This is a genomic window from Modestobacter sp. VKM Ac-2986 (genome assembly GCF_026967795.1).
Classification (GTDB): Bacteria; Actinomycetota; Actinomycetes; order Mycobacteriales; family Geodermatophilaceae; genus Modestobacter.
On the sequence record NZ_JAPVBH010000001.1, the window covers coordinates 617,995 to 637,671 of the forward strand.

Annotated in this window: 21 protein-coding genes and 4 tRNA genes; 11 read left to right on the forward strand and 14 right to left on the reverse strand. The window is 75.2% G+C overall.

Features of this window, described 5'->3' with window-relative positions:
* Positions 1 to 34: 34 nt before the first annotated feature.
* Positions 35 to 577 carry a hypothetical protein gene (locus O2W14_RS02985; protein ID WP_269174605.1) on the reverse strand — a complete coding sequence of 181 codons (543 nt, stop codon included), beginning with the start codon at positions 575 to 577 and terminating at the stop codon, positions 35 to 37.
* A gap of 64 nt (positions 578 to 641) precedes the next feature.
* Between O2W14_RS02985 and O2W14_RS02990 the strand changes: the two genes are divergently transcribed.
* Positions 642 to 1,508, forward strand: coding sequence for an MBL fold metallo-hydrolase (locus O2W14_RS02990; protein WP_269174606.1), 867 nt, complete (start codon positions 642 to 644; stop codon positions 1,506 to 1,508).
* A gap of 7 nt (positions 1,509 to 1,515) precedes the next feature.
* Here O2W14_RS02990 and O2W14_RS02995 read toward each other — a convergent pair whose 3' ends face one another.
* The 4 genes from O2W14_RS02995 to O2W14_RS03010 form a co-directional block, all read right to left on the reverse strand.
* Positions 1,516 to 2,190, reverse strand: a complete 675-nt coding sequence (locus tag O2W14_RS02995; RefSeq protein WP_269174607.1) for a hypothetical protein — start codon at positions 2,188 to 2,190, stop codon at positions 1,516 to 1,518.
* Positions 2,190 to 2,810 carry a hypothetical protein gene (locus O2W14_RS03000; protein WP_269174608.1) on the reverse strand — a complete coding sequence of 207 codons (621 nt, stop codon included), beginning with the start codon at positions 2,808 to 2,810 and terminating at the stop codon, positions 2,190 to 2,192. The genes O2W14_RS02995 and O2W14_RS03000 overlap by 1 nt, the downstream gene beginning before the upstream one ends.
* Positions 2,811 to 2,842: 32 nt before the next feature.
* Positions 2,843 to 3,052 (reverse strand): hypothetical protein, encoded by a 210-nt coding sequence (locus O2W14_RS03005; protein WP_269174609.1) that lies wholly within the window; start codon positions 3,050 to 3,052, stop codon positions 2,843 to 2,845.
* Between the two features lie 164 nt (positions 3,053 to 3,216).
* Positions 3,217 to 4,647, reverse strand: a complete 1,431-nt coding sequence (locus tag O2W14_RS03010) for a hypothetical protein (protein ID WP_269174610.1) — start codon at positions 4,645 to 4,647, stop codon at positions 3,217 to 3,219.
* 236 nt (positions 4,648 to 4,883) lie between these two features.
* Between O2W14_RS03010 and O2W14_RS03015 the strand changes: the two genes are divergently transcribed.
* A complete protein-coding gene (locus O2W14_RS03015; protein WP_269174611.1) occupies positions 4,884 to 5,927 on the forward strand; it encodes a glycosyltransferase in 1,044 nt (347 codons plus the stop codon).
* A 2-nt stretch (positions 5,928 to 5,929) separates the two neighbouring features.
* Here O2W14_RS03015 and O2W14_RS03020 read toward each other — a convergent pair whose 3' ends face one another.
* Both O2W14_RS03020 and O2W14_RS03025 read right to left on the reverse strand, forming a co-directional pair.
* Positions 5,930 to 7,414, reverse strand: coding sequence for a sensor histidine kinase (locus O2W14_RS03020; RefSeq protein WP_269174612.1), 1,485 nt, complete (start codon positions 7,412 to 7,414; stop codon positions 5,930 to 5,932).
* A 16-nt stretch (positions 7,415 to 7,430) separates the two neighbouring features.
* Entirely contained in the window at positions 7,431 to 8,174 is a 744-nt protein-coding gene (locus O2W14_RS03025; protein WP_269174613.1) for a response regulator transcription factor, read from the reverse strand.
* Between O2W14_RS03025 and O2W14_RS03030 the strand changes: the two genes are divergently transcribed.
* Positions 8,173 to 8,481, forward strand: coding sequence for an endo-1,4-beta-xylanase (locus O2W14_RS03030; protein ID WP_269174614.1), 309 nt, complete (start codon positions 8,173 to 8,175; stop codon positions 8,479 to 8,481). The genes O2W14_RS03025 and O2W14_RS03030 overlap by 2 nt on opposite strands.
* Before the next feature lie 130 nt (positions 8,482 to 8,611).
* On the opposite strand, the gene O2W14_RS03035 is transcribed toward O2W14_RS03030, so the two are convergent.
* The 3 genes from O2W14_RS03035 to O2W14_RS03045 form a co-directional block, all read right to left on the reverse strand.
* Positions 8,612 to 8,685 (reverse strand) — tRNA-Phe (locus O2W14_RS03035).
* 33 nt (positions 8,686 to 8,718) lie between these two features.
* Positions 8,719 to 8,795 (reverse strand) — tRNA-Asp (locus O2W14_RS03040).
* 22 nt (positions 8,796 to 8,817) lie between these two features.
* A tRNA-Glu gene (locus tag O2W14_RS03045) sits at positions 8,818 to 8,890 on the reverse strand.
* A gap of 142 nt (positions 8,891 to 9,032) precedes the next feature.
* On the opposite strand from O2W14_RS03045, the gene O2W14_RS03050 reads away from it, so the two are divergent.
* A complete protein-coding gene (locus O2W14_RS03050) occupies positions 9,033 to 9,704 on the forward strand; it encodes an AMIN-like domain-containing (lipo)protein (RefSeq protein ID WP_269174615.1) in 672 nt (223 codons plus the stop codon).
* A gap of 5 nt (positions 9,705 to 9,709) precedes the next feature.
* Here the strand turns inward: O2W14_RS03050 and O2W14_RS03055 are convergent, their stop codons facing one another.
* On the reverse strand, positions 9,710 to 10,039 hold the full coding sequence (locus O2W14_RS03055) for a hypothetical protein (RefSeq protein ID WP_269174616.1): 330 nt from the start codon (positions 10,037 to 10,039) through the stop codon (positions 9,710 to 9,712).
* 49 nt (positions 10,040 to 10,088) lie between these two features.
* Positions 10,089 to 10,619, reverse strand: coding sequence for a GtrA family protein (locus O2W14_RS03060; RefSeq protein WP_269174617.1), 531 nt, complete (start codon positions 10,617 to 10,619; stop codon positions 10,089 to 10,091).
* A gap of 193 nt (positions 10,620 to 10,812) precedes the next feature.
* Between O2W14_RS03060 and O2W14_RS03065 the strand changes: the two genes are divergently transcribed.
* The 4 genes from O2W14_RS03065 (at position 10,813) to O2W14_RS03080 (ending at position 13,296) form a co-directional block, all read left to right on the forward strand.
* Positions 10,813 to 11,295, forward strand: a complete 483-nt coding sequence (locus tag O2W14_RS03065; RefSeq protein ID WP_269174618.1) for a hypothetical protein — start codon at positions 10,813 to 10,815, stop codon at positions 11,293 to 11,295.
* Positions 11,296 to 11,332: 37 nt separating this feature from the next.
* The gene (locus tag O2W14_RS03070; protein ID WP_269174619.1) at positions 11,333 to 12,220 is read left to right on the forward strand and encodes a Rieske 2Fe-2S domain-containing protein; all 888 of its coding nucleotides are present in this window, start codon (positions 11,333 to 11,335) and stop codon (positions 12,218 to 12,220) included.
* A gap of 25 nt (positions 12,221 to 12,245) precedes the next feature.
* Complete coding sequence (locus tag O2W14_RS03075) at positions 12,246 to 13,064, forward strand: hypothetical protein (RefSeq protein WP_269174620.1); 819 nt, start codon at positions 12,246 to 12,248, stop codon at positions 13,062 to 13,064.
* A 159-nt stretch (positions 13,065 to 13,223) separates the two neighbouring features.
* Positions 13,224 to 13,296, forward strand: a tRNA-Lys gene (locus O2W14_RS03080).
* Between the two features lie 257 nt (positions 13,297 to 13,553).
* Here O2W14_RS03080 and O2W14_RS03085 read toward each other — a convergent pair.
* Together O2W14_RS03085 and O2W14_RS03090 are read right to left on the reverse strand one after the other, a co-directional pair.
* Positions 13,554 to 14,183: a hypothetical protein gene (locus O2W14_RS03085; protein WP_269174621.1), complete on the reverse strand. Its 630-nt coding sequence runs from the start codon at positions 14,181 to 14,183 to the stop codon at positions 13,554 to 13,556.
* 481 nt (positions 14,184 to 14,664) lie between these two features.
* The gene (locus tag O2W14_RS03090; protein WP_269174622.1) at positions 14,665 to 15,663 is read right to left on the reverse strand and encodes an SDR family oxidoreductase; all 999 of its coding nucleotides are present in this window, start codon (positions 15,661 to 15,663) and stop codon (positions 14,665 to 14,667) included.
* Positions 15,664 to 15,783: 120 nt separating this feature from the next.
* On the opposite strand from O2W14_RS03090, the gene O2W14_RS03095 reads away from it, so the two are divergent.
* From O2W14_RS03095 to O2W14_RS03105, 3 genes are all read left to right on the forward strand, one after another.
* Positions 15,784 to 18,153 (forward strand): excinuclease ABC subunit UvrA, encoded by a 2,370-nt coding sequence (locus tag O2W14_RS03095; RefSeq protein WP_269174623.1) that lies wholly within the window; start codon positions 15,784 to 15,786, stop codon positions 18,151 to 18,153.
* A gap of 330 nt (positions 18,154 to 18,483) precedes the next feature.
* A complete protein-coding gene (locus tag O2W14_RS03100) occupies positions 18,484 to 18,747 on the forward strand; it encodes a hypothetical protein (protein ID WP_269174624.1) in 264 nt (87 codons plus the stop codon).
* The gene (locus O2W14_RS03105; protein ID WP_269174625.1) at positions 18,744 to 19,631 is read left to right on the forward strand and encodes a hypothetical protein; all 888 of its coding nucleotides are present in this window, start codon (positions 18,744 to 18,746) and stop codon (positions 19,629 to 19,631) included. The genes O2W14_RS03100 and O2W14_RS03105 overlap by 4 nt, the downstream gene beginning before the upstream one ends.
* Positions 19,632 to 19,677: the final 46 nt, after the last annotated feature.

Consider the following 19,677-nt stretch of genomic DNA (forward strand, 5'->3'; position numbering starts at 1 on the left):
GGGCGCCCTGTCGCAGGCGCCCGGGCCGACGGTCTCAGGCCCCGCAGTTCTCGCTGGTCCAGGCGTCGAGCCGGGTCTGGGCCTCGCCGGTCTCGGCCTGCAGCCGGGTCGCCTCGGCCTGCACGGCCGCCTGGCCCTCCGCGGTGTTGAGGTCCACGCCCTGCACGGCGTCGCGGAGGCCGGCGAACAGCCGCTTGGCGGCGTCCCAGTCGCCGCTGATCTCCGCCGGGGCCTGGACGGCCTCGAGGTCGGTGACCGCCTTCTCCAGGGCCGGGCCGACCTGGGTGGCGTCGGGGGACTCCAGGCTCTGGCTGACCTGGGTGAGGGCCTGGCCGGCCTGGTCGCAGAAGGCCCGCACCGCCGGGTCGTCGGACCCGCCGGAGGCGGCAGCGCTGGAGCTGGGGGCCGCCGAGCCGGACGACGCCGCCGAGCTGGAGGCCGGAGCCGAGCTGGAGGCCGGTGCGGGGGAGGCCGCGGCGTCGGTGGCCTCCTCCTCCGATCCGCCGCAGGCGGTCAGCAGGACGAGGGCGGCGGTGGCGGTCAGGCCGGCCTTGAGCAGGGTCGCGGGTGCGCGCATGGGGTCGACGCTACGTGGCCGGGCGGACGGCGGCCGTGCCTGCGACGGCGTTACCGTGCCGTCCGTGAGCGCGCCGGTGGACCCACGCAGCAGCTGGGGCCTGCCCGCTCCCGGGACGATGGCGCCGGTCGCCGACCCCGAGCCCCTGGTCACCCGGGTGCTGGCGCCCAACGCCTCGCCGATGACGCTGGACGGCACCAACACCCACCTGGTCGGCGAGCCGGGGTCGGGACAGGCGGTCGTGGTCGACCCCGGTCCCGACGACCCCGCGCACCTGGTCGCGGTCGAGGCGGCGCTCGCCGCCCGCGGTGCCCGGGTGGTGGCGGTGCTGGTCACCCACCACCACGGCGACCACGCCACCGCGGCCCGCCCCTGGGGCCGGCACTTCGGCGCGCCGGTGGCCGCGGCCTCGCCCGCCGTGACCGGGTCCGGCGGGCGGCTGCTGGTGGCCGGCGAGCGCCTGCGCCTGGCCGGGACGACGCTGGACGTCGTCCCCACGCCCGGGCACACCGCCGACCACCTGGCCTTCCGGCTGGCCTCCGGGGCGGTGCTGACCGGGGACGCGGTGCTCGGCCGCGGCACCTCGGTGGTCAGCCATCCCGAGGGCGACCTGCTGGCGTACCTGGACTCGCTGCGCCGGCTGCACGACCTGGGCCCGGCCGCGCTGTACTGCGGGCACGGGCCGGAGCTGACCGTCGACCCCTCGGCCGTGCTGCGCCACCTCCTCGACCACCGGGCGCACCGGGAGGCGCAGCTGCTGGCCCTGCTGGCCGTGGCCCCGCGCACCGTGCCGGAGCTGGTCGCGGCCGTGTACCCGGGCGTCGTCCCGGCCGTGCTGCCGGCGGCGGCGCAGTCGACCCGGGCGACGCTGGTCAAGCTGGCCGCCGAGGGGCACGTCCGGGTGGACGGCGACCGGGCCGAGCTGGCCTGAGCGCCGCTCAGCCGCCGGCGGAGGTGCGGGCGGCGTCGGCGACGGCGAGGGAGCGGTCCAGGTAGACGGCGTTGCCCGACAGCAGGGTGTGCAGCTGCCGGAACACCCGGTCCAGCACCGCGGCCGGGTCGGTCTCCGCGGCGGTGGCACCCGGCGCCTGGGCGGCCATCTCGGCCAGGCCCGCGGCCGCGTCGAACAGCGTGGGCCACAGGTGCCCCCACTGCCAGAGCTCGTAGGTGTCCGGCCGCACCCGGGCCAGCGGCGGGCGGCCCAGCAGGCCGATGCCGTCGACCCCGGGGGAGTCGGGCTGGGCGCCCAGGCCCAGCAGCAGCGACTGGACCCGGTGGGTGCGGGCGAACTGCTCGGCGGCGTCCGTGCCGGGGGCGACCTCGGCGACCAGCCCGCGGGCGACCAGGCCGTCCAGCCGCTCGTCGAGGTCGGGGAGGCCGGCCTCGGCGGCGGCCGCGCGGAGGGCCGACCGGGTCCACGGGGTGCCGTGCACGCGGTCGGGGAGGCCGTGGGCCAGGGCCCAGACGTCGGCGGTGGCCCGGTCGTGCAGCAGCGGGCTGTCCCAGCCCAGCCGCACCACCCAGTAGCTGGGCGCCTCGCCGCGGGAGGCGTGGAAGGGGCCCATCGGGTGGCCCAGCGGGAGGACCAGCGGCTCGTCGTGCGGGGCGGGCATCAGTCGACCGCCCAGGTGTCCAGGCAGACGGCGTTGGGCGTCAGCAGCCGGTGCAGGTCCTCCAGCAGCGAGGTCAGCAGCCCCTCGGGCTCGGTGGACTGCGGATCGGCGATGCCCACCCGGGCGGCGGTCTCGGCCGCGCCCTCGCAGGCCCGCCACAGGCTGGTCTCCATGTGCGCCCACTCGAAGAGGTCGTAGGCGGCCGCCGACAGCACGGCCAGCGGTCGGCCGGGCAGGCCGACCGAGTAGACGTCCGGCGCCTGGGCGCTGTTGCCCAGGCCGAGCACCAGCGGCACCATCCGCACCCGCTCGGCGAGCTCGCGGGCCGAGGGCGTGCCGGGTGCGGCGAGCGCGACCAGGCCGTCGGCCTCCAGCCGGGCCAGCCGCTCGGGGAACCCGGTCAGCCCGACCGCGGCGGCCTGCTCGGCCAGCGCCGCCGGCGTCCAGGGCCGGGGCACGTGGTCGGCCGGGCCGTGGGCCATCGCCCACACGCCGAAGTCGGCGGCGGTGAGGCTGTGCAGGCCGGCACCGACCCGGACGTCGAACTGGTCGACGACCGCGCGCACGCCGATGAGCTGCCCGATCGGGTAGACCTGCAGCGCAGGCGCGTCGCTGGTCATCGGCCGGAGCCTAGCGGGACCGCCCGCGGAGCTCAGCGGACGACGCGGCTCTGGGTGCCGGTGGCCGACATCGGTGACCAGGTGTCCGGGTGCGGCTGCCCGGCGTCGGCCACCCAGGACGCCGTCCGGGCGCCGGTCGTGTGCACCCGGGTCGCCGGCCGGGCGGACAGGTGCACGATCAGGGTGAGCAGCACGAGCAGCCCTCCGAGCACACCGGCGATGACCAAGAGCGTCGAGAGCATGTCGCGACGCTAGAGCCGGGGAGCGGTCGGCGTCCCCGGCGACGCGGGGCAGAAGTCACCGAAGCCGGACCCGGATCTGCGGGGACATGCGCCACTTGACGGCGGTCGACATGGCGACTCCTGCGGCTGGTCGGCGTGGCGCGGGACCGACCAGCTCGCCCGGGTCAGCCGGCCGGGACGGTGAGGCGGAAGGACGCCCGGGCGCTCCCGAGGTCCACGACCGCGCCGTCGGGGGAGGTCGACGCACCCCCGACACCGATCACCGCCTGGGTCAGGTCGGCGGGGACGTCGAACGCGGGCAGCGAGTACGCCGGGTCGTCGTCGAGGTCGACCGGCCGCACCACGGACCCGTCGGGCAGGGTGAGGCGGAGGTGCTCGACGGGCATGCCGCCCGGCGGCGAGCCGGTCACGGACATGCGGGCCTCGACCACCAGGAACGCCCGCGTGACGTCCCGGGGTCGCGCCGTGCCGTCCGGTCCGGCGGACCACTGCAGGGTCGCGCGGGCGACCGACACGGTGAACGGGAGCTCTGCGGGGACGAAGCCGGGTGCGCTCACGGTGCCGACCAGCTGCTGCGTGGCGTCCAGGTCGACCTCGCGGTTCACCCGGGCCAGCACCTGCAGGTTCTCCTCGCCGGGGTCCCCGGTGTGCAGGGACAGCCGCTGCTCCACCCCGTCGTCCACCACGACCAGGGCGGCGGAGCTGTCGCCGGCCGGGACCGACACCAGGGCCTCGACGGTGGTCCCCGGGGCGATGAGCCACCCGGGCACGGGGACGGGCTCGGCCCCGGCCACCTGGTACGACACCGCGGGCGGGGTCGTCGAGCGGCCCTCGCCGTCCTCGACGGTGTAGGTGACGGCGAGGAACTGCTCGCCCTCGGCCGGGCGCCGCGCGGCGTCACCGGTGCCGACCCGCTCCGGGGCGGCCAGCCCGGTCACCGTCACCGCGGCCGCGGGCCCGGACAGCCGGCTGGGGCCCTCCGGGAGGCGGTACGTGACGCCGGGGAACGGCCCGACGGCGGTGTGACCCGGCTCGGCCCGCAGCGGCGGGGGCACCCGGAGCCCGGCTGCGTCCCCCGGCGGGCGTCCGCCGCCGGGCCGGCGCAGCAGCCCGGGGTCGGCCGGCCGGTCGGGTGCGGCGTCCGCGGGCAGGGCGGCGACGGAGAGCCGGACGTCGCCGCCGTCCGGCGCGGCGGTCACCGGGAAGCGGAGCCAGGTCCGGGCGGGGTCCCCGTCGACGAAGAGGACCGGGCCGCACAGCAGCGCGTCGCGCACGTCGTCGACCTCGGGCGCGGTCCGCTCGAACCAGCAGCGGCTGTCCTCGGCCCGGACTCCGTTGCGCCCGTCGACGTAGCCGGCCAGCGCCCGGTCGGCGTCGGCCAGCACCGCGGCGGGGTCGGTCACGTAGCGGCCGCCCAGGAGGACCGGGTCCTCGCGCTGGAGGAGGACCAGCGCCGTCCCGGCACCCACCAGCAGGACGAGGACCAGGGCCGTGACGGTCGGCCAGGGGCCCCGGGGGCGGCGCGGGCCCGGCGGCGCCGCGTCGGTCGTGGGCACCGCCGCACCGGGGAGCTGCTGGTCGCCGTGCTCGCCCACGCGTCCTCCGACCCCGTCCGGGCCACTGCCTGCGGTGAGCGGCCGCCCGGACGGTAACGAGCGCCGCCGCCGGCGTCCCCGTCCGACACGGTCGTCCACCCGGTCGGGTGACGGCGGCCCTCCCCTCGGTTGGGGCACGCCGACCCGGGTAGGGGGAGGTCGATCGACCACAACCCATCTCGAGAGCACCGCCCCTGCCGTGTCGCAGTGCTCGACCGCAGGAGGCGTAGGACCGCGTGAGCGCAGTGCCCGAGGAGCGCAGGCCGCGACCCGTCCGGGTCGCGACCGTCCCGTTCGCGAGCCCGTACCTCGACGCCGTGCTGCCCGCCGGCGTCGTCCGGGTCGGCCCGGAGACCTCGCCCAGCCCCTGGCTGGACCCCGACCACCTGCTGGCGCACGCCGCCGACGTCGACGTGCTGCACCTGCACGGCGGCTACGACCACCTGACGGTGCCGGAGATGGACGCCTGGACGGCGGCCGTCCGGTGCAGCGACGTCCCGCTCGTGGTGACCGTGCACGACCTCGTCCCGCGGGAGGACGCCGAGGGCACGCTGATGCCCGCCCGGCACCGCAACCACCTGCGGGCGCTGCTGGCCACCGCCGAGGTGGTGCTCACCCTGACCCCGGGCGCCGCCGACGAGATCGCCGACCGCTTCGGGCGCACGGCGATCGTCGTCGCCCACCCGTCGCTGGCCCCGCCCACGCCGGGCGTCGGCCGCGAGACCCGGCTGGTCGGGCTGCACCTGGACCGGCTCGGCCCGCAGGTGCACGACCCGCTGGAGCTGGTCCGCGCGACGCTGTCCGGTGCGGTGTCCGGGGGCGGCCGGCTGCGCGTCGACGTCCACCCCGACGTCGACCTCGCGGCCCGGTTGCCCGAGCTGCTGGAGCTGGCCGGGGACGGCCAGCTGGAGGTGGCCCGCAGCTGGGAGCCCGGGCCGGCCGGCTGGGTGCGGCACCTGCAGGAGCTGCACGTCTCGGTGCTGCCGTGGTGGGGCGGGTCGCACTCGGGCTGGGTCGAGCTGTGCCGCGACGCCGGCACGCGCGCGGTGGTGCCCGCCGGCGGCTGGCAGGGCCAGCAGTGGTCCGACGTCGTCCTGTACGGCAACGACCCGCAGGCGGGGCTGGACGCCGCCTCGCTCACCTCCGCGGTGGTGGCAGCGCTGACCCGCCCGGCGCCGGGGCGGGTCGACCCCGCCTGGCGGTCCGAGCAGCGGGCCGCGGTGCGTCGGGTGCACGCCCAGGTCTACGAGCAGGTGGCCGCCGACCACGTGCCGGCCTGAGGTCAGCTGCTCGCAGCGGGCAGCCGGACGGTGAACACCGTGCGGCCCGGCTCGCTGTCCAGCTCCACCCGGCCGCCGTGCGCGGTCACCACCGCCTCGACGATCGCCAGGCCCAGCCCGGTGCTCCCGGCCGCGCGGGACCGGGAGGCGTCACCGCGGGCGAACCGCTCGAACACGTGCGCCCGCAGCGCCGGCGGCACGCCCGGCCCGTCGTCGACCACCTGTAGCACCGCCCCGCCGTCCTCGGCGCGCAGCCGCACGGTCGCCGTCGTCCCCTCGGGGGTGTGGCTGCGGACGTTGGTCAGCAGGTTCGCCAGCACCTGGTGCAGCCGGGCCGGGTCGCCGGGCACGACGACCGGGGTGTCGGGCAGGTCGACCTGCCAGGAGTGCCCGGTGCCCGCGGCGTGCGCGTCGCTGACGGTGTCGACCACCAGCGCGGTCAGGTCGACGTCCTCGCGGGTCAGCTCGCGCCCGGCGTCCAGGCGGGCCAGCAGCAGCAGCTCCTCGACCAGCTCCTGCATCCGCAGCGCCTCGGACTCCACCCGGCCCATCGCCCGGCCGACGTCGGGGGAGACGTCGCCGCCGGTGCGGCGGACCAGCTCGGCGTACCCGCGGATCGAGGCCAGCGGGGTGCGCAGCTCGTGGCTGGCGTCGGCGACGAACTGCCGGACCCGGGTCTCGGACGCCTGGCGGGCGGCCAGCGAGCCCTCCACGTGGTCCAGCATCCGGTTCAGCGCCGTGCCCACCTGGCCGATCTCGGTGCGCGGGTCGGTGTCCTCGGGCGGCACCCGCTCGGCGAGCTCCACCTCCCCGCTGGCCAGCGGCAGCTCCGACACCCGGGTGGCGGTGGCCGCGACCCGGTCCAGCGGCTGCAACGTGCGGCGGACCACCACCACCGCGGTCCCGGCGGCCGCGAGCAGGGCCAGCAGCCCGGCGAGCACCTCGACCAGGACCAGGTTGCGGACGGCGTCGGTGGTGCCGCGCAGCGGCAGCCCGGTCACCAGCACGACCCCGGCGGGGGAGGGGTCGGCGACCAGCCGGTAGCTGCCGAGGTCGCCGCCCAGGTCGACGGTGACCGGCTCCTCGTCGGCGGGCAGCCCGGCCAGCACCGTCCGCTGGGCGTCGCCGAGCTCGATCAGCTGGCCGCGGGCGCCCAGCACCCCGGCCGAGGTGCAGACCCCGTCGGTGACCGTCGCCCCCAGCGTCCCCTCGCCCTGCCCGCGGGCACCCAGGAACGCCGGACCGCGGCCACCGCCGTCGTCCTGGAACCAGGGTCGCGGGAACCCCGGCCCGGGGCGGGCGGAGTAGTCGCGGGAGCGGTCGGTGGCAGCCTCCAGCCGGGTGTCGACCTGGGCGGTGAGCTGGTGCCGCAGCGCGGCGACCGACACGACCCCGACCAGGGCGAGCACCACCACCAGCGGGACGACGGAGGCGACGAGGAGCCGGGTCCGCAGCGAGCGGCGCGACCGGGTGCGTCCGCGGGTCACCGCGGGATCGTAGACGTCAGGCGGCCGGCTTGATCACGTACCCGGCGCCGCGGAGCGTGTGGATCATCGGCGTGCGGCCGGCGTCGATCTTGCGGCGCAGGTAGGAGATGTAGAGCTCGACGATGTTGCCCTGGCCGCCGAAGTCGTACTGCCACACCCGGTCGAGGATCTGGGCCTTGGACAGTACCCGCTTGGGGTTGCGCATCAGGTAGCGCAGCAGCTCGAACTCGGTCGCGGTGAGCCGGATGTCGGCACCGCCCCGGGTGACCTCGTGGCTCTCCTCGTCCAGCGTCAGGTCGCCCACGACGAGCAGTCCGTCGTCGGTGACGGCCCGGCTGGTGCGGCGCAGCAGCCCGCGCAGCCGGGCGGCGACCTCCTCCAGGCTGAACGGCTTGGTGACGTAGTCGTCCCCGCCGGCGGTGAGGCCGGCGATGCGGTCCTCGAGGGCGTCCTTGGCGGTCAGGAAGACCACCGGGACCAGCGGGGTGTCCGCGCGCAGCCGGCGCAGCACCTCCAGGCCGTCCATGTCCGGCAGCATGACGTCGAGGACGACCGCGTCGGGGCGGAAGTCGCGGGCGGTGCGCACCGCCTCGGTGCCGTCGGCCGCCGTGCGCACGTCCCAGCCCTCGTACCGCAGCGCCATCGACAGCAGCTCGCAGATGGAGGGCTCGTCGTCGACGACCAGCACCCGCAGGGCGCTCCCGTCGGGCCGGGTCAACTGGGTCCGGGAGCTGGCGGCGGACGAGGTGGTCGTGGTCATGCCCCGACCCTGGACCGCGATCCTGCGAACTCCCTGGGTGCTGCACAGGAAGTACCTGGGGTGTGCACCCTCGTGGGGCCTCCGGCGTGTCGCGGGTGCCGCAATCGAGCGCTGCGTCTCCTGCACCGTCTGGGGCGTCGCCGACAGCAACTCCTGGATCCCGGGCGTCTTCCCGGGTGAGGGTGCTGCCCTGCTCTTCGACGACGACCACCAGGCCGAGCCGGAGTACACCGTGATCTCCCAGGACCTCGCGCGGGCGGCAGGCAAGGCCCGTCACCGCACCGGGAAGGGCTCCGGCGGTCGCTGACCGACCACGGGGCGCCGCGCAGACCGCGCGGCGCCCCGTGTGGCGTCCGGGCCGGGACGAGCACACGGGCCGGGGACGAGAACGGGGCGCCACGCTGATCGCGTGGCGCCCCGTCGTCGTGCTGTTCGGGTGGGCAGGGGCGGGGTCGAACCGCCGACCTCTCACTTTTCAGGCGAGCGCTCGTACCGACTGAGCTACCTGCCCCTCCCGGCGAGCCGGCGTGAGCCGGACACCGGATGGCGACCCTGACGGGACTCGAACCCGCGACCTCCGCCGTGACAGGGCGGCGCGCTAACCAACTGCGCTACAGGGCCAGACTGTGGAACTCGTGGTGCGTGCCCCCAACGGGGTTCGAACCCGTGCTACCGCCTTGAAAGGGCGGCGTCCTGGACCACTAGACGATGAGGGCTCGTGCTCGCTGGAGGCAGGGAGAACCATACATGAGTGCGTGGACCGTTCGTGCACCCCCTCCCGGGCGTGCCGTGGGGGAGGTGTCCGGCGCCCCCGCGCGGCGGCGCCGGGGCCGGCCCGCTGCGTGCCAGCATCGGCCCGTGACCGCCTCCCCGTCCTCCCGACCGGTGCGTGCCGCCGGTGTCGTCGTGGCCGTCGCCCTCCTCGCCGGGTGCGGTGGTGCGACCGGCACCGTCGACGCGGCGAGCTCGGTCGGCGCACCGTCGGCCCCCAGCAGCGCGCCGGCCTCGACGACGGCCAACAGCGAGCTGGCGCCGTCGTCGGCAGCACCCAGCGGGCCGTCGCCGTCCGCCACCGCCCCCGCCGACGACCGGCCCGCAGACACCCAGCCCGACGTCGCCGAGGCCGTGGACCCGGCGGGGCTGACCGTCACCGCCGTCCGGGCCGCCCGTCAGGAGGGCCACGACCGGGTCGTGTTCGAGCTGGCCGGCAGCGGCACGCCGGGCTGGCGCGTGGAGTACGTCGACGGCCCGGTCGCCCAGGGCAGTGGGGACCCCGTCGACGTCCCGGGCGAGGCGGCGCTCCAGGTGACGCTGCAGGGGGTGAGCTACCCCTACGAGACCGGCGCGGAGGAGGTGCCGCGCGGCGCGGTGCCCGTCTCCGGCACCGAGCACGTCGCCGGCGTCGTCTACGACGCGACGTTCGAGGGCACGGCGGTGGCCTGGATCGGCACCGACGGGACCGCGCCGTTCCGCGTGTACTCCCTGACCGGTCCCTCGCGCGTGGTCGTCGAGGTGGTCGACGCCGGCTGAGCGGCTCAGCTCAGGGCGGCGGTGATCTCCAGGGAGTCCTCGGTGACGGTGGTGCAGGTCAGCGTCAGCGGCCCGGCGGTGACGCTCTCGCCCTGCCCGCAGGAGTAGCTGACCCCGCCGACGGAGACGCTGGCCCGGCCGTCCTGCGTGCCGGCGAACGCCAGGTCGGTGCCGAAGAAGGTGGCCTCGGCGCCGGAACCGCTCAACGTCGCGGTGCACTGCTGGCCGGAGCAGGAGACGTTCTGCGAGCTGCAGGCGGTCAGCGGCAGCAGGAGCAGCACGCCGGCGGCAGCGCCCACGAGGGTCCGGGTGGCGTACCGGTGCGGGATCGACATGCCGGCAGCGTAGGGGCGCGGCGGTCGCCGGCGGGGGAGGTCGCCGGGGTCAGGGACGCGAGGCGCTGCTGGTGAAGACCCAGCTGCGCAGGGCGATGAAGCGCACCAGGCCGATCGCGCCGGTGACCGCGGCGATCAGGCCGAGCTGGGCGACCGTGCCGACGTCGCCGACCAGCGTGTGCACCCCGGCGAGGGCCAGGGACGTGGCGACCAGGCCGATGGCGGCCAGTCCGCCGCCCTCCCACTGCGCGGTGAGGAACGAGACCTGCTGCCCGGCGTGGAAGGTCAGCCGCCGGTGCATCTCGTTGGCCACCAGGGTGGAGGTGATCGCACCGACCAGGTTCGCGGTCTGGTCGCCCAGGCCGCCGAGGGCGATGAACATGACGGCGTAGAGGGCGCTGGAGACCCCGCCGACGACGACGAAGCGGACGAACTGCGCGCCGGCGTCGTCCTGGTGCAGGCGGGCCCGCAGCGGGGCGAGCAGCTGCCGGCCGCGCTGGAGGACCGTGGTGACGTCGTCCCGGTGCTCGCGTGCCACACCCGACAGAGCGGGGCGGCGGAGCAGGGACGGGCAGGTCACGGGTTCTCCTCGACGGACGGGTGGGACACCAGCGTGGCTGGCAAGGCCATGCTCCGGCAGCAATACCCCCGGCGAGCTGTGTATTCCCGGTGAGCCGCCCGCACACACGGTGACGTCGCTCACGGAGCGTGGTCACGTGCAGATCACAGGTGACTGTCAGGGAGTTGCCGGGTCGGCCCGGCAGGGTGCGGCCATGACCAGCAGCCCCCGGCGACCCTGGCTCTACGACCCGACAGTGGGAGGTGTGCTCGTGCGCGCCCACCGGTCCCCCGACGGCGGCCCGGCCGACGACGTCGTCTCCGACGTGCTGTGGTCGGAGGTGCTGGGGCTGCTCCGCTGGGCCGAGGCGGCCCTGGGCTGCCCGCCGCCGCTGGTCGAGGGCGCCGCGTGGCGCACCGCCGCCACGGCCGCCGCGCTGCTGCGCCGGCTGCCCGTGCTGTGCGCCGAGGCCGGGCTGCCCTGGCCGGGCGTCCAGGCGGATCCCGACGACGCCGTGCTCCCCGGGCGGGAGCGGCTCGCCGCGGCGGCCGACCGGCTCGTCGGGCTGCTGTGCGCCCGACCGGCGGACGTCGGCGCGCTCGAGCTGGTGGAACGGGTGGCCGCCGACGTCGACGCGATCGGTGCCGCCGCGATCGCGCTGCTGGCCGAGGGCACGGACTGGGGCGCGGCGTCCTGACCGGTTCTGCTCACGCGCAACGGGTAAGGGAGCGCCCATGAGCCTGTTCGGTGTGCTGGACCGCCTCTCCGAGGTGCCCTCGTTCGACAAGCAGCTGGAGGCCGCGCGGGCGGCGGTGGACAAGGTGCTGCGGCCCCAGGCGTTCAAGGACGTGCTGCACGGCACGTGGCTGGGCCACCCGCTGCACCCGATCCTGGCCATGGTGCCGGTGGGCACCTGGCTGTCGGCCGGTCTGCTGGACCTGGTGCCGGCGACCCGCCCGGCCGCCACCGCGATGATCGGCGCCGGGGTGGCCGGCAGCGTGCCCGCGGCCCTCGCCGGTGCGGCCGACTGGTCGGAGCAGGACGACGCCGTGCGGCGGCTCGGTGGCCTGCACGCGGTGAGCAACGTGGCCGCCCTGGGCCTGTACGTCGGGTCCCTCGTGGCCCGGAAGAAGGGCAACGGCACGCTGGGCCGGGTGCTGTCCTACAGCGGGCTGCTGGTCGCGAGCGGCTCGGCGGCGGTGGGCGGGCACATGTCCTACGCGCAGTCCTCCGGGGCGAACCACGCCGTCGTCGAGGCGCGCCGGCTCACCACCGACTGGATCGACCTCGGCCCGCTCGACGACCTGCCCGAGGGCCGGCCCACGCAGCGCACCGGGGAGGGCCAGGGGGCGCCGGTCGCGCTGGTCGTCGTCCGCCGCGGGCTGACCGTCGACGCGTTCATCGACGCGTGCGCCCACGTCGGCGGGCCGCTGTCCGAGGGCACGGTGGAGAAGGTGCGCGGCTCGGACTGCCTCGTCTGCCCGTGGCACGGCTCGGCCTTCGCCCTGGACAACGGCGAGCCGCGGCGCGGCCCGACGGCGTCGGCGCAGGAGAAGCTCGAGGTCAAGTACGAGGCCGGCCGGGTGTTCGGGCGGCTGCCCAACCGGCACGTCTCGAAGTGAGCTGACCGCACTTACGCTGCCGTCCGTGCGGGGCGGCGCGGGGTGGGTGGTGGTGGCCCTGCTGCTCGCCGGGTGCGCCGGCGCGGGCGACGAGCCCGCGCCGGCGGCCTTGCCGGAGCTCCCCGGCATGGCCGCGGAGTCGTTCCGGCACCGCAGCGACGTGGCGCTCGGCGACGGCTTCCAGGTGCGGCTGACCAACAGCGGGACGGCGCCGTTCACGGTCACGTCGGTGCAGCTGGACTCGCCGGGGTTCACCGTCCGGCCGGCCCGGGAGCTGACCCAGGAGTTCGCGCCCGGGCGCAGGTACGACCTCGCCGCCCGGTTCGGTGCCGTCGTCTGCTCGGCGTCCCCCGACCCGGTGGCCGCGCTGCTGACCGTCTCCCGGGACGGCGGGCCGGCGGAGCAGGTGCGGGTGCCGCTGGCCGGGCCGGTGCTGGCCGACGTGCACGCCGAGCAGTGCGCCGTGGAGGCGGTGACCTCGGCGGCCCCGGTGTCCGTGCAGGGGCTGGTGGCTGCGGGCGACACGGTCACCGGCGAGGTGGTGCTCACCCGCGCGGCCGGGTCCGAGCCGGTGGAGGTGACGGCGCTGCAGCGCAGCGTGGTGCTGGAGCCGGTGCTGTCGGCCACCCTGCCCGCGACGCTGGAGGACGGCGAGCTGCGCCTGCCGGTGACCTTCCGGCCCGCGACCTGCGAGCCGCACGCGCTGGCCGAGACCAAGCAGCCGTTCCTCTTCCCGCTGCTCGTGTCGGTGGGGGAGGGGGCGCCGATCGCTGTGCCGCTGCCGCTGGACGACGCGCAGCGCGGGCTGCTGCAGGACCTGCTCGGCCGGGTGTGCGCTGGCTGACCGCGGTTGTGCCGTCGGCCGGGCGGGCAGGAGGGGGCGGTGTTCCTCCTCTTCTCCAACCGGCTGGGCTGCCTCGGCTCGTTGCTGCTCAGCCTGGTGCTCACCGCTGTCGTCGTCCTGCTGATCACCGTGCTGTGACTCTGGGACACTGAGCGGGCCGGGCCTCTAGCTCAACTGGCAGAGCAGCGGACTTTTAATCCGCGGGTTGTGGGTTCGATCCCCACGGGGCCCACCGCGCGTGTGCCTTGCCCGCTCCGTGATCGGCGAGATGCGTCGAGAGTGCACTCATCGGCCTCCGAGCGGTCGGGGAGCCCCGCTGATCGCACAGTCGATGCGGTCGACCAGCGTCACGAGCCGCGGAGCTGGCTCGTGCAACTGGACCTGTCTTCTCCTAGGCGCTCTCGGAGGCATCCGTGGCGCCCGCGGAGCCGTTGTGGTCGCAGTGTGATCGCGTTGGGTGCAGGGCAGCCGCTTGGGAAGAAGGGCGGACTACTGCCGGAGTCGCTGCTTCGCGAGGTAGAGCGCCGTCATCCGTGGTGCTGCGTCCGCGGGCACGTGATCGCAGTAGGTGCGGTAACAAGTGAGGCGGTCGACGGCAGCTGCGTGCTGCCGCTCGGTGGACGACGCGAAGCCCTCGGGGTGTTCGTGGTTGACGTATCCGTCGCCCACTCCGCCGGTCGCCGCCCCCACGACCAGTGAAGACAGCGGGGGTTTGCCATCGGTGAGCGTGGCGTCCTGCACCGGTCCGAGTACCTGGCCGATCCACTGGCCCAGGAGCATCCGGGTCCGGTAGCCGGTCTCGTCGAACAACTGCTGCGCGAGTTGCTCGTAGGTGATCCAGCCGCCGAAGTTGGCTGCAACCCCCTCCAGGACGGTCTCGGTCTTCTGAGCCCAGGCCGCTGTTGCCACCGGCCAGGCGGCCCTCGTCGTCGGATCGAGGTCGTGCCACGTGCCAGGGCCAGCAGCCGTCACCGCCGGCAACGCCTCTGGCCGCCCAGCGGGCGTAGCCGGCGAGGAACTGCGGCGCGTGACCGGGTGCTGCGGGCAGCGCGACGCGGACCGGTCCAGCATCGCCCGGGCCTTTGCGCGCAGTGCCTCGCTGGGCAGCGCGGCCAGCAAGGACTGGTCCTCTGTGCCTGCCGCGATCATCGCCCGGCCGATCCGCGAAGCGTGCCGGGCGTCGTGCCCTGGTCGATAGAGGGCGCCCCGCCCGACCTGCTCCCCGCAGCCGCACCGGCAACCGGCCGCTGGCGGTCGTCCCAGAGACACTGTCGAATCAGCCTCCGTGACGCCGACACCCTCAAGGTCATCAGCTTGGCTGTGATCTCCGAACCAGCTCACGTGCTCAGTCTGCGGCTCGAGTGCCCCCGAGGAGGTCAGTCCGTCGCCCCAACTTCCATCGGAGTAGTCCATGGCGTCAGCCTGGCGGGCGCACCGCTGCACTGACCTGGGGCCCGGGACGACGCCCACCGCCGGCCGGTGGGAGTCCGCGGCAGGCGACGTCCTGCTCGTGCTCGTCTGGCACCACTGAGCTCACAGGCGGTTTCGCGGAACCGCCTGACGTGACCGAGGCCCAGGCGGTTCCGCGGAACCGTCGGGGTCAGAGCGGGCGAGGGCGGTACGCCTCGACCAGGCGGTCCATCAGCGCGTCCATCCGGGCGTCGACGACCTGGTGCTCGGGGTGGGCGTCGTGCCACTCGACGATCTCCCGCGCGCCCTGCTCGAAGGGCACCCGCGCCGCGGAGTCCGGCACGAGGTCGCGCACCTTCGAGTTGTCGAAGACCGCCGAGTGCGCCTTGTCGCCGAGCAGCCCGGCACCCCACTCGGGGTCGACCGCGGCGATCGCGTCGGAGGGGACGTGCACCAGCCGGGGCTCGACGCCGGCCGCCCGGGCCAGCAGCGTGGTGATCCGGTCCCAGGTGATCGCCTCGTCGGAGGTGAGGTGGAAGGCCTCGCCGAGGGTCTCCGACCGGCCGAGGAGGCCGACGAACCCACGGGCGAAGTCGGTGTTGTGGGTGAGCGTCCACAGTGACGTGCCGTCGCCGGGCACCACGACCTCCGCGCCCCGGCGCAGCCGGTCGATGACGGTCCAGCCCCCGTCGAGGGGGATCGTCGCCGCGTCGTAGGTGTGCGAGGGCCGCACGATCGTCACCGGGAAGGCGCTGTCGCGGTACGCGGACACCAGGAGGTCCTCGCAGGCGATCTTGTCCCGCGAGTAGGCCCAGAACGGGTTGCGCAGCGGCGTGGACTCGGTGATCGGCAGCCGCAGCGGCGGGGTCTGGTACGCCGACGCCGAGCTGATGAACACGTACTGACCGGTGCGGCCGGTGAACAGGTCGACGTCGGTCTGCACGTGCTCCGGGGTGAACGCCACCCAGTCGACGACGACGTCGAAGTCCTGGCCGCCCAGCGCCCGCCGGACGCTGTCGGCGTCCCGGACGTCGCCCTCGTGGACGACGACACCCTCGGGCACCGGCCGGAGCGAGGACCGGTTCCTCTTGAGGAGGTGCAGCTCGATGCCGCGCTCCACCGCCAGCCGGGCGCACGCCGAGCTGATGATCCCGGTCCCGCCGATGAAGAGCACCTTGAGCGCGGTCATGCCTCGACCATGCGGTGCCCGGCGCCGGGCAGCAAGACGAGGGACGGACGGCGCCGCGGGGCCTCCCGACTGTCCGACCCGTCCGGTACACATCGAGCCAGGGCGACGAGGGAGCAGACGATGACCACGACGGACGAGGTGCGCAGCGCCGACCGGCACGACCTGATCCGCGTGCAGGGCGCGCGCGCCAACAACCTCAAGGACGTCAGCATCGAGCTGCCCAAGCGGCGGCTGACGGTGTTCACCGGCGTCTCCGGCTCGGGCAAGAGCTCGCTGGTCTTCGGCACGATCGCCGCGGAGTCCCAGCGGCTGATCAACGAGACGTACAGCGCGTTCCTGCAGGGCTTCATGCCCAGCCTCGCCCGGCCCGACGTCGACCTGCTCGAGGGCCTGACCACGGCGATCATCGTCGACCAGGAGCGGATGGGCGCCAACCCGCGCTCGACCGTCGGGACGGCGACCGACGTCAACGCCATGCTGCGGATCGTCTTCAGCCGGCTCGGTCAGCCGCACATCGGCTCACCGCAGGCCTTCTCCTTCAACGTCGCCTCGATCAGCGGCGCCGGTGCGGTCTCGATGGAGCGCGGCGGGCAGACGGTCAAGGAGCGGCGCGAGTTCAGCATCACCGGCGGCATGTGCCCCCGCTGCGAGGGCCGGGGCCAGGTCAACGACATCGACCTGACCGCGCTCTACGACGACAGCAAGTCGCTGCGCGAGGGCCCGTTCTCCATCCCCGGCTACAGCATGGACGGCTGGTTCGGCCGCATCTTCATGGGCAGCGGCTTCTTCGACCCGGACAAGCCGATCCGCGACTACGGCGAGCAGGAGCTGCACGACCTGCTGCACCGCGAGCCGGTGAAGATCAAGATCGAGGGCATCAACCTCACCTACGAGGGCCTGATCCCCAAGCTGCAGAAGTCGATGCTGTCCAAGGACGTCGACGCGATGCAGCCGCACATCCGCGCCTTCGTCGAGCGCGCGGTCACCTTCACCACCTGCCCCGACTGCGAGGGCACCCGGCTCACCGCGGCCGCCCGGTCGTCGAAGATCGCCGGGCTCAGCATCGCCGACGCCTGCGCGATGCAGATCAGCGACCTGGCGGGCTGGGTGCGCGGCCTCGACGAACCGTCGATGGCGCCGCTGCTGGGTGCCCTGCGCGCGACGCTGGACTCCTTCGTCGAGATCGGCCTGGGGTACCTGAGCCTCGACCGGCCCTCCGGCACGCTCTCGGGCGGGGAGGCCCAGCGGGTGAAGATGATCCGGCACCTCGGGTCCTCGCTCACCGACGTCACCTACGTCTTCGACGAGCCCACGATCGGGCTGCACCCGCACGACATCCAGCGGATGAACGCCCTGCTCCTCCAGCTGCGGGACAAGGGCAACACCGTCCTGGTGGTCGAGCACAAGCCCGAGGCGATCGCGATCGCCGACCACGTCGTCGACCTCGGCCCCGGCGCCGGTACCGCGGGCGGCACCATCTGCTTCGAGGGCACCGTCGAGGGGCTGCGGGCCAGCGGCACCCTCACCGGCCGCCACCTCGACGACCGCGCCACGCTCAAGGAGACCGTCCGCACGCCCACCGGGGCGCTGGAGATCCGCGGGGCGAGCGCGCACAACCTCACCGACGTGGACGTCGACGTCCCGCTGGGCGTGCTGGTCGTCGTCACCGGGGTGGCCGGGTCGGGCAAGAGCTCGCTGGTGCACGGGTCGATCCCGGCCGGCGCCGGGGTGGTGTCGATCGGCCAGGGCGCGATCCGGGGCTCCCGGCGCAGCAACCCGGCCACCTACACCGGCCTGCTCGACCCGATCCGCAAGGCCTTCGCCAAGGCCAACGGGGTCAAGCCGGCCCTGTTCAGCGCCAACTCCGAGGGCGCCTGCCCCAACTGCAACGGCGCCGGCGTGGTGTTCACCGACCTGGCGATGATGGCCGGGGTGGCCACCCCGTGCGAGGTCTGCGAGGGCCGGCGCTTCATGGCCGAGGTGCTCGAGTACCACCTCGGCGGCAAGGACATCAGCCAGGTGCTGGCCATGCCGGTCACCGAGGCGCTGGAGTTCTTCGCCGCGGGGGAGGCGCGCACCCCGGCCGCGCACGCCGTCCTCGCCCGGCTCGCCGACGTCGGTCTGGGCTACCTGAGCCTGGGCCAGCCGCTCACCACGCTGTCCGGCGGCGAGCGACAGCGGCTCAAGCTGGCCACGCACATGGGGGAGAAGGGCGGTGTCTACGTCCTGGACGAGCCGACGACCGGCCTGCACCTCGCCGACGTCGAGCAGCTGCTGGGCCTGCTGGACCGGCTCGTCGACTCCGGCACGTCCGTGATCGTGGTCGAGCACCACCAGGCGGTCATGGCGCACGCCGACTGGATCATCGACCTGGGGCCCGGCGCCGGCCACGACGGCGGCCGGGTCGTCTTCGAGGGCACCCCGGCCGACCTCGTCGCCGCCCGCTCCACGCTCACCGGGGAGCACCTGGCGGCCTACGTCGGCGCCTGACCGCGCCGGGTGCGGCGGTCCGGCGGAGGGTGCGGGCCGGGCACCGCCCGGTGGCCCCGGCCGGGTCCGCCGCGACATGCCGCGCCGGAGCGCCCCACCGTGATCACCGACCCCCGCGAACGCGAAATCCCAGGTCAAGCACGGTGTCAAGTCGACAAGGCGGCTGAGGTGAGGCGGGTCGTCGACCGCTCGGGTGCCTCCGACAACGATTGGGTGACGGGCCCCTCCGGGAGGTGTCGGACCGGGCCCGTGCGGGGCCTGTCGGGACCTACCTTTCGCCCTACGTCCGCGGCACTTCCCCAGCCGCGACGGAGCACCGAGGAGTCCCGCGTGAGCACGCCCCCTGACCTGTTGACCCGCCCGTCGTCCGGGCACCTCCCTTCCCGCGACGAGGAGGTGGGCCTGGACGCGCTGCTGGAGTTCTTCGCCGACGAGTCGCCGGTGTCGGCCCGCCGGACCCTCCGCCGGTCCGCCGCCGAGCTGCGCGGCTGGGCGCGCTCCTCGTCCCGCCGCGCCGCCGCCTGGGGCGCCACCGCACCGGTCGTCGTCCCCGCCCACCGTTCCGCCTCGGTCGTCACGGAGGTCGGGCAGTGATCATCTGGCCGGTCGTCGCCGTGGTGGGCTTCGTCGTCATGGCCGCCCTCGTCGTGGCCCTCGCGCAGAGCTCGACGGCGCGGTACGAGTTCGAGCGCAACCAGGTGCAGCGCAACCAGCTGCCGGGGCAGCGCACCCGGGTCGAGGCGCCGGCGCTCGCCACGGCCGGTGCGGTCGTCGGGTCGGCCGAGGCTGCCGGTCCTGCGGCCAACGAGGTCGCCCCGATGGCCCTCCCGGTGCAGGAGCCGCGGACCGACCAGGAGGCGCGGACGGCCGGCCTGGCCGCCCACCCCGCCGGCAAGCGCGTCGCCGACCACGGACCGGCGGCCTGGTGGCTGGTCGCGGAGTCCGAGGAGCGCCCGGGGGAGCAGCTCGTGTCCGGGCCGTTCGCCGACCGGATCGAGGCCGAGTGGGCCGGCCTGACCGGTGCCGGCCAGCCGGTGCACGGGGTCCGTCGCGCCGACGGCCGTGTGGTGCGCCGCCAGCTGCCCGAGGAGCGGGCCTGGCTGTCCGACCTCAGCGACCAGCTGGACCGGCTGCCCGCCGAGTGGGACCACGACTTCGCCGACGACGACGAGCTGGTGACGCTGGTCGTGGAGGTGGCGTCCGCACTGGTGGAGTCCGGGCTGTCGCTGCACGACTGCGTGGGGGACGAGACCGCCGGTGGCGTGTGCCTGAGCCCGGAGCCGGGTCGCCCGGGCATCGTCGTCAGCTGGCACCAGCACCACCGGGCGAGCTCGGCGGACGTGCGCTCGGCCGAGGCGCACGACGCGGTGCAGGCCGCGATGAACCTGGCGCTGGCCGAGTGCCTGCTCCAGCTGGGCTTCGAGGTCGAGCCGTTCGGGAACTCGGGCTGCTCCCTGGTGGTGCTCGGCAGCAGCTGAGCCCGGGGGGAGGAGGTGCCGCCGTGACCGGGGGCGAGGTCACGGC

Excerpts from the sequence above, each read along its gene's own strand:
- O2W14_RS03090 (WP_269174622.1), bottom strand. The coding sequence starts at position 15,663 with ATGACCGCGCTCAAGGTGCTCTTCATCGGCGGGACCGGGATCATCAGC.
- O2W14_RS03025 (WP_269174613.1), bottom strand. The coding sequence starts at position 8,174 with ATGACCACGACCACCTCGTCCGCCGCCAGCTCCCGGACCCAGTTGACC.
- O2W14_RS02985 (WP_269174605.1), bottom strand. The coding sequence starts at position 577 with ATGCGCGCACCCGCGACCCTGCTCAAGGCCGGCCTGACCGCCACCGCC.
- O2W14_RS03070 (WP_269174619.1), top strand. The coding sequence starts at position 11,333 with ATGAGCCTGTTCGGTGTGCTGGACCGCCTCTCCGAGGTGCCCTCGTTC.
- O2W14_RS03065 (WP_269174618.1), top strand. The coding sequence starts at position 10,813 with ATGACCAGCAGCCCCCGGCGACCCTGGCTCTACGACCCGACAGTGGGA.
- O2W14_RS03005 (WP_269174609.1), bottom strand. The coding sequence starts at position 3,052 with ATGCTCTCGACGCTCTTGGTCATCGCCGGTGTGCTCGGAGGGCTGCTC.
- O2W14_RS03000 (WP_269174608.1), bottom strand. The coding sequence starts at position 2,810 with ATGACCAGCGACGCGCCTGCGCTGCAGGTCTACCCGATCGGGCAGCTC.
- O2W14_RS03030 (WP_269174614.1), top strand. The coding sequence starts at position 8,173 with ATGCCCCGACCCTGGACCGCGATCCTGCGAACTCCCTGGGTGCTGCAC.
- O2W14_RS02995 (WP_269174607.1), bottom strand. The coding sequence starts at position 2,190 with ATGCCCGCCCCGCACGACGAGCCGCTGGTCCTCCCGCTGGGCCACCCG.
- O2W14_RS03095 (WP_269174623.1), top strand. The coding sequence starts at position 15,784 with ATGACCACGACGGACGAGGTGCGCAGCGCCGACCGGCACGACCTGATC.
- O2W14_RS03055 (WP_269174616.1), bottom strand. The coding sequence starts at position 10,039 with ATGTCGATCCCGCACCGGTACGCCACCCGGACCCTCGTGGGCGCTGCC.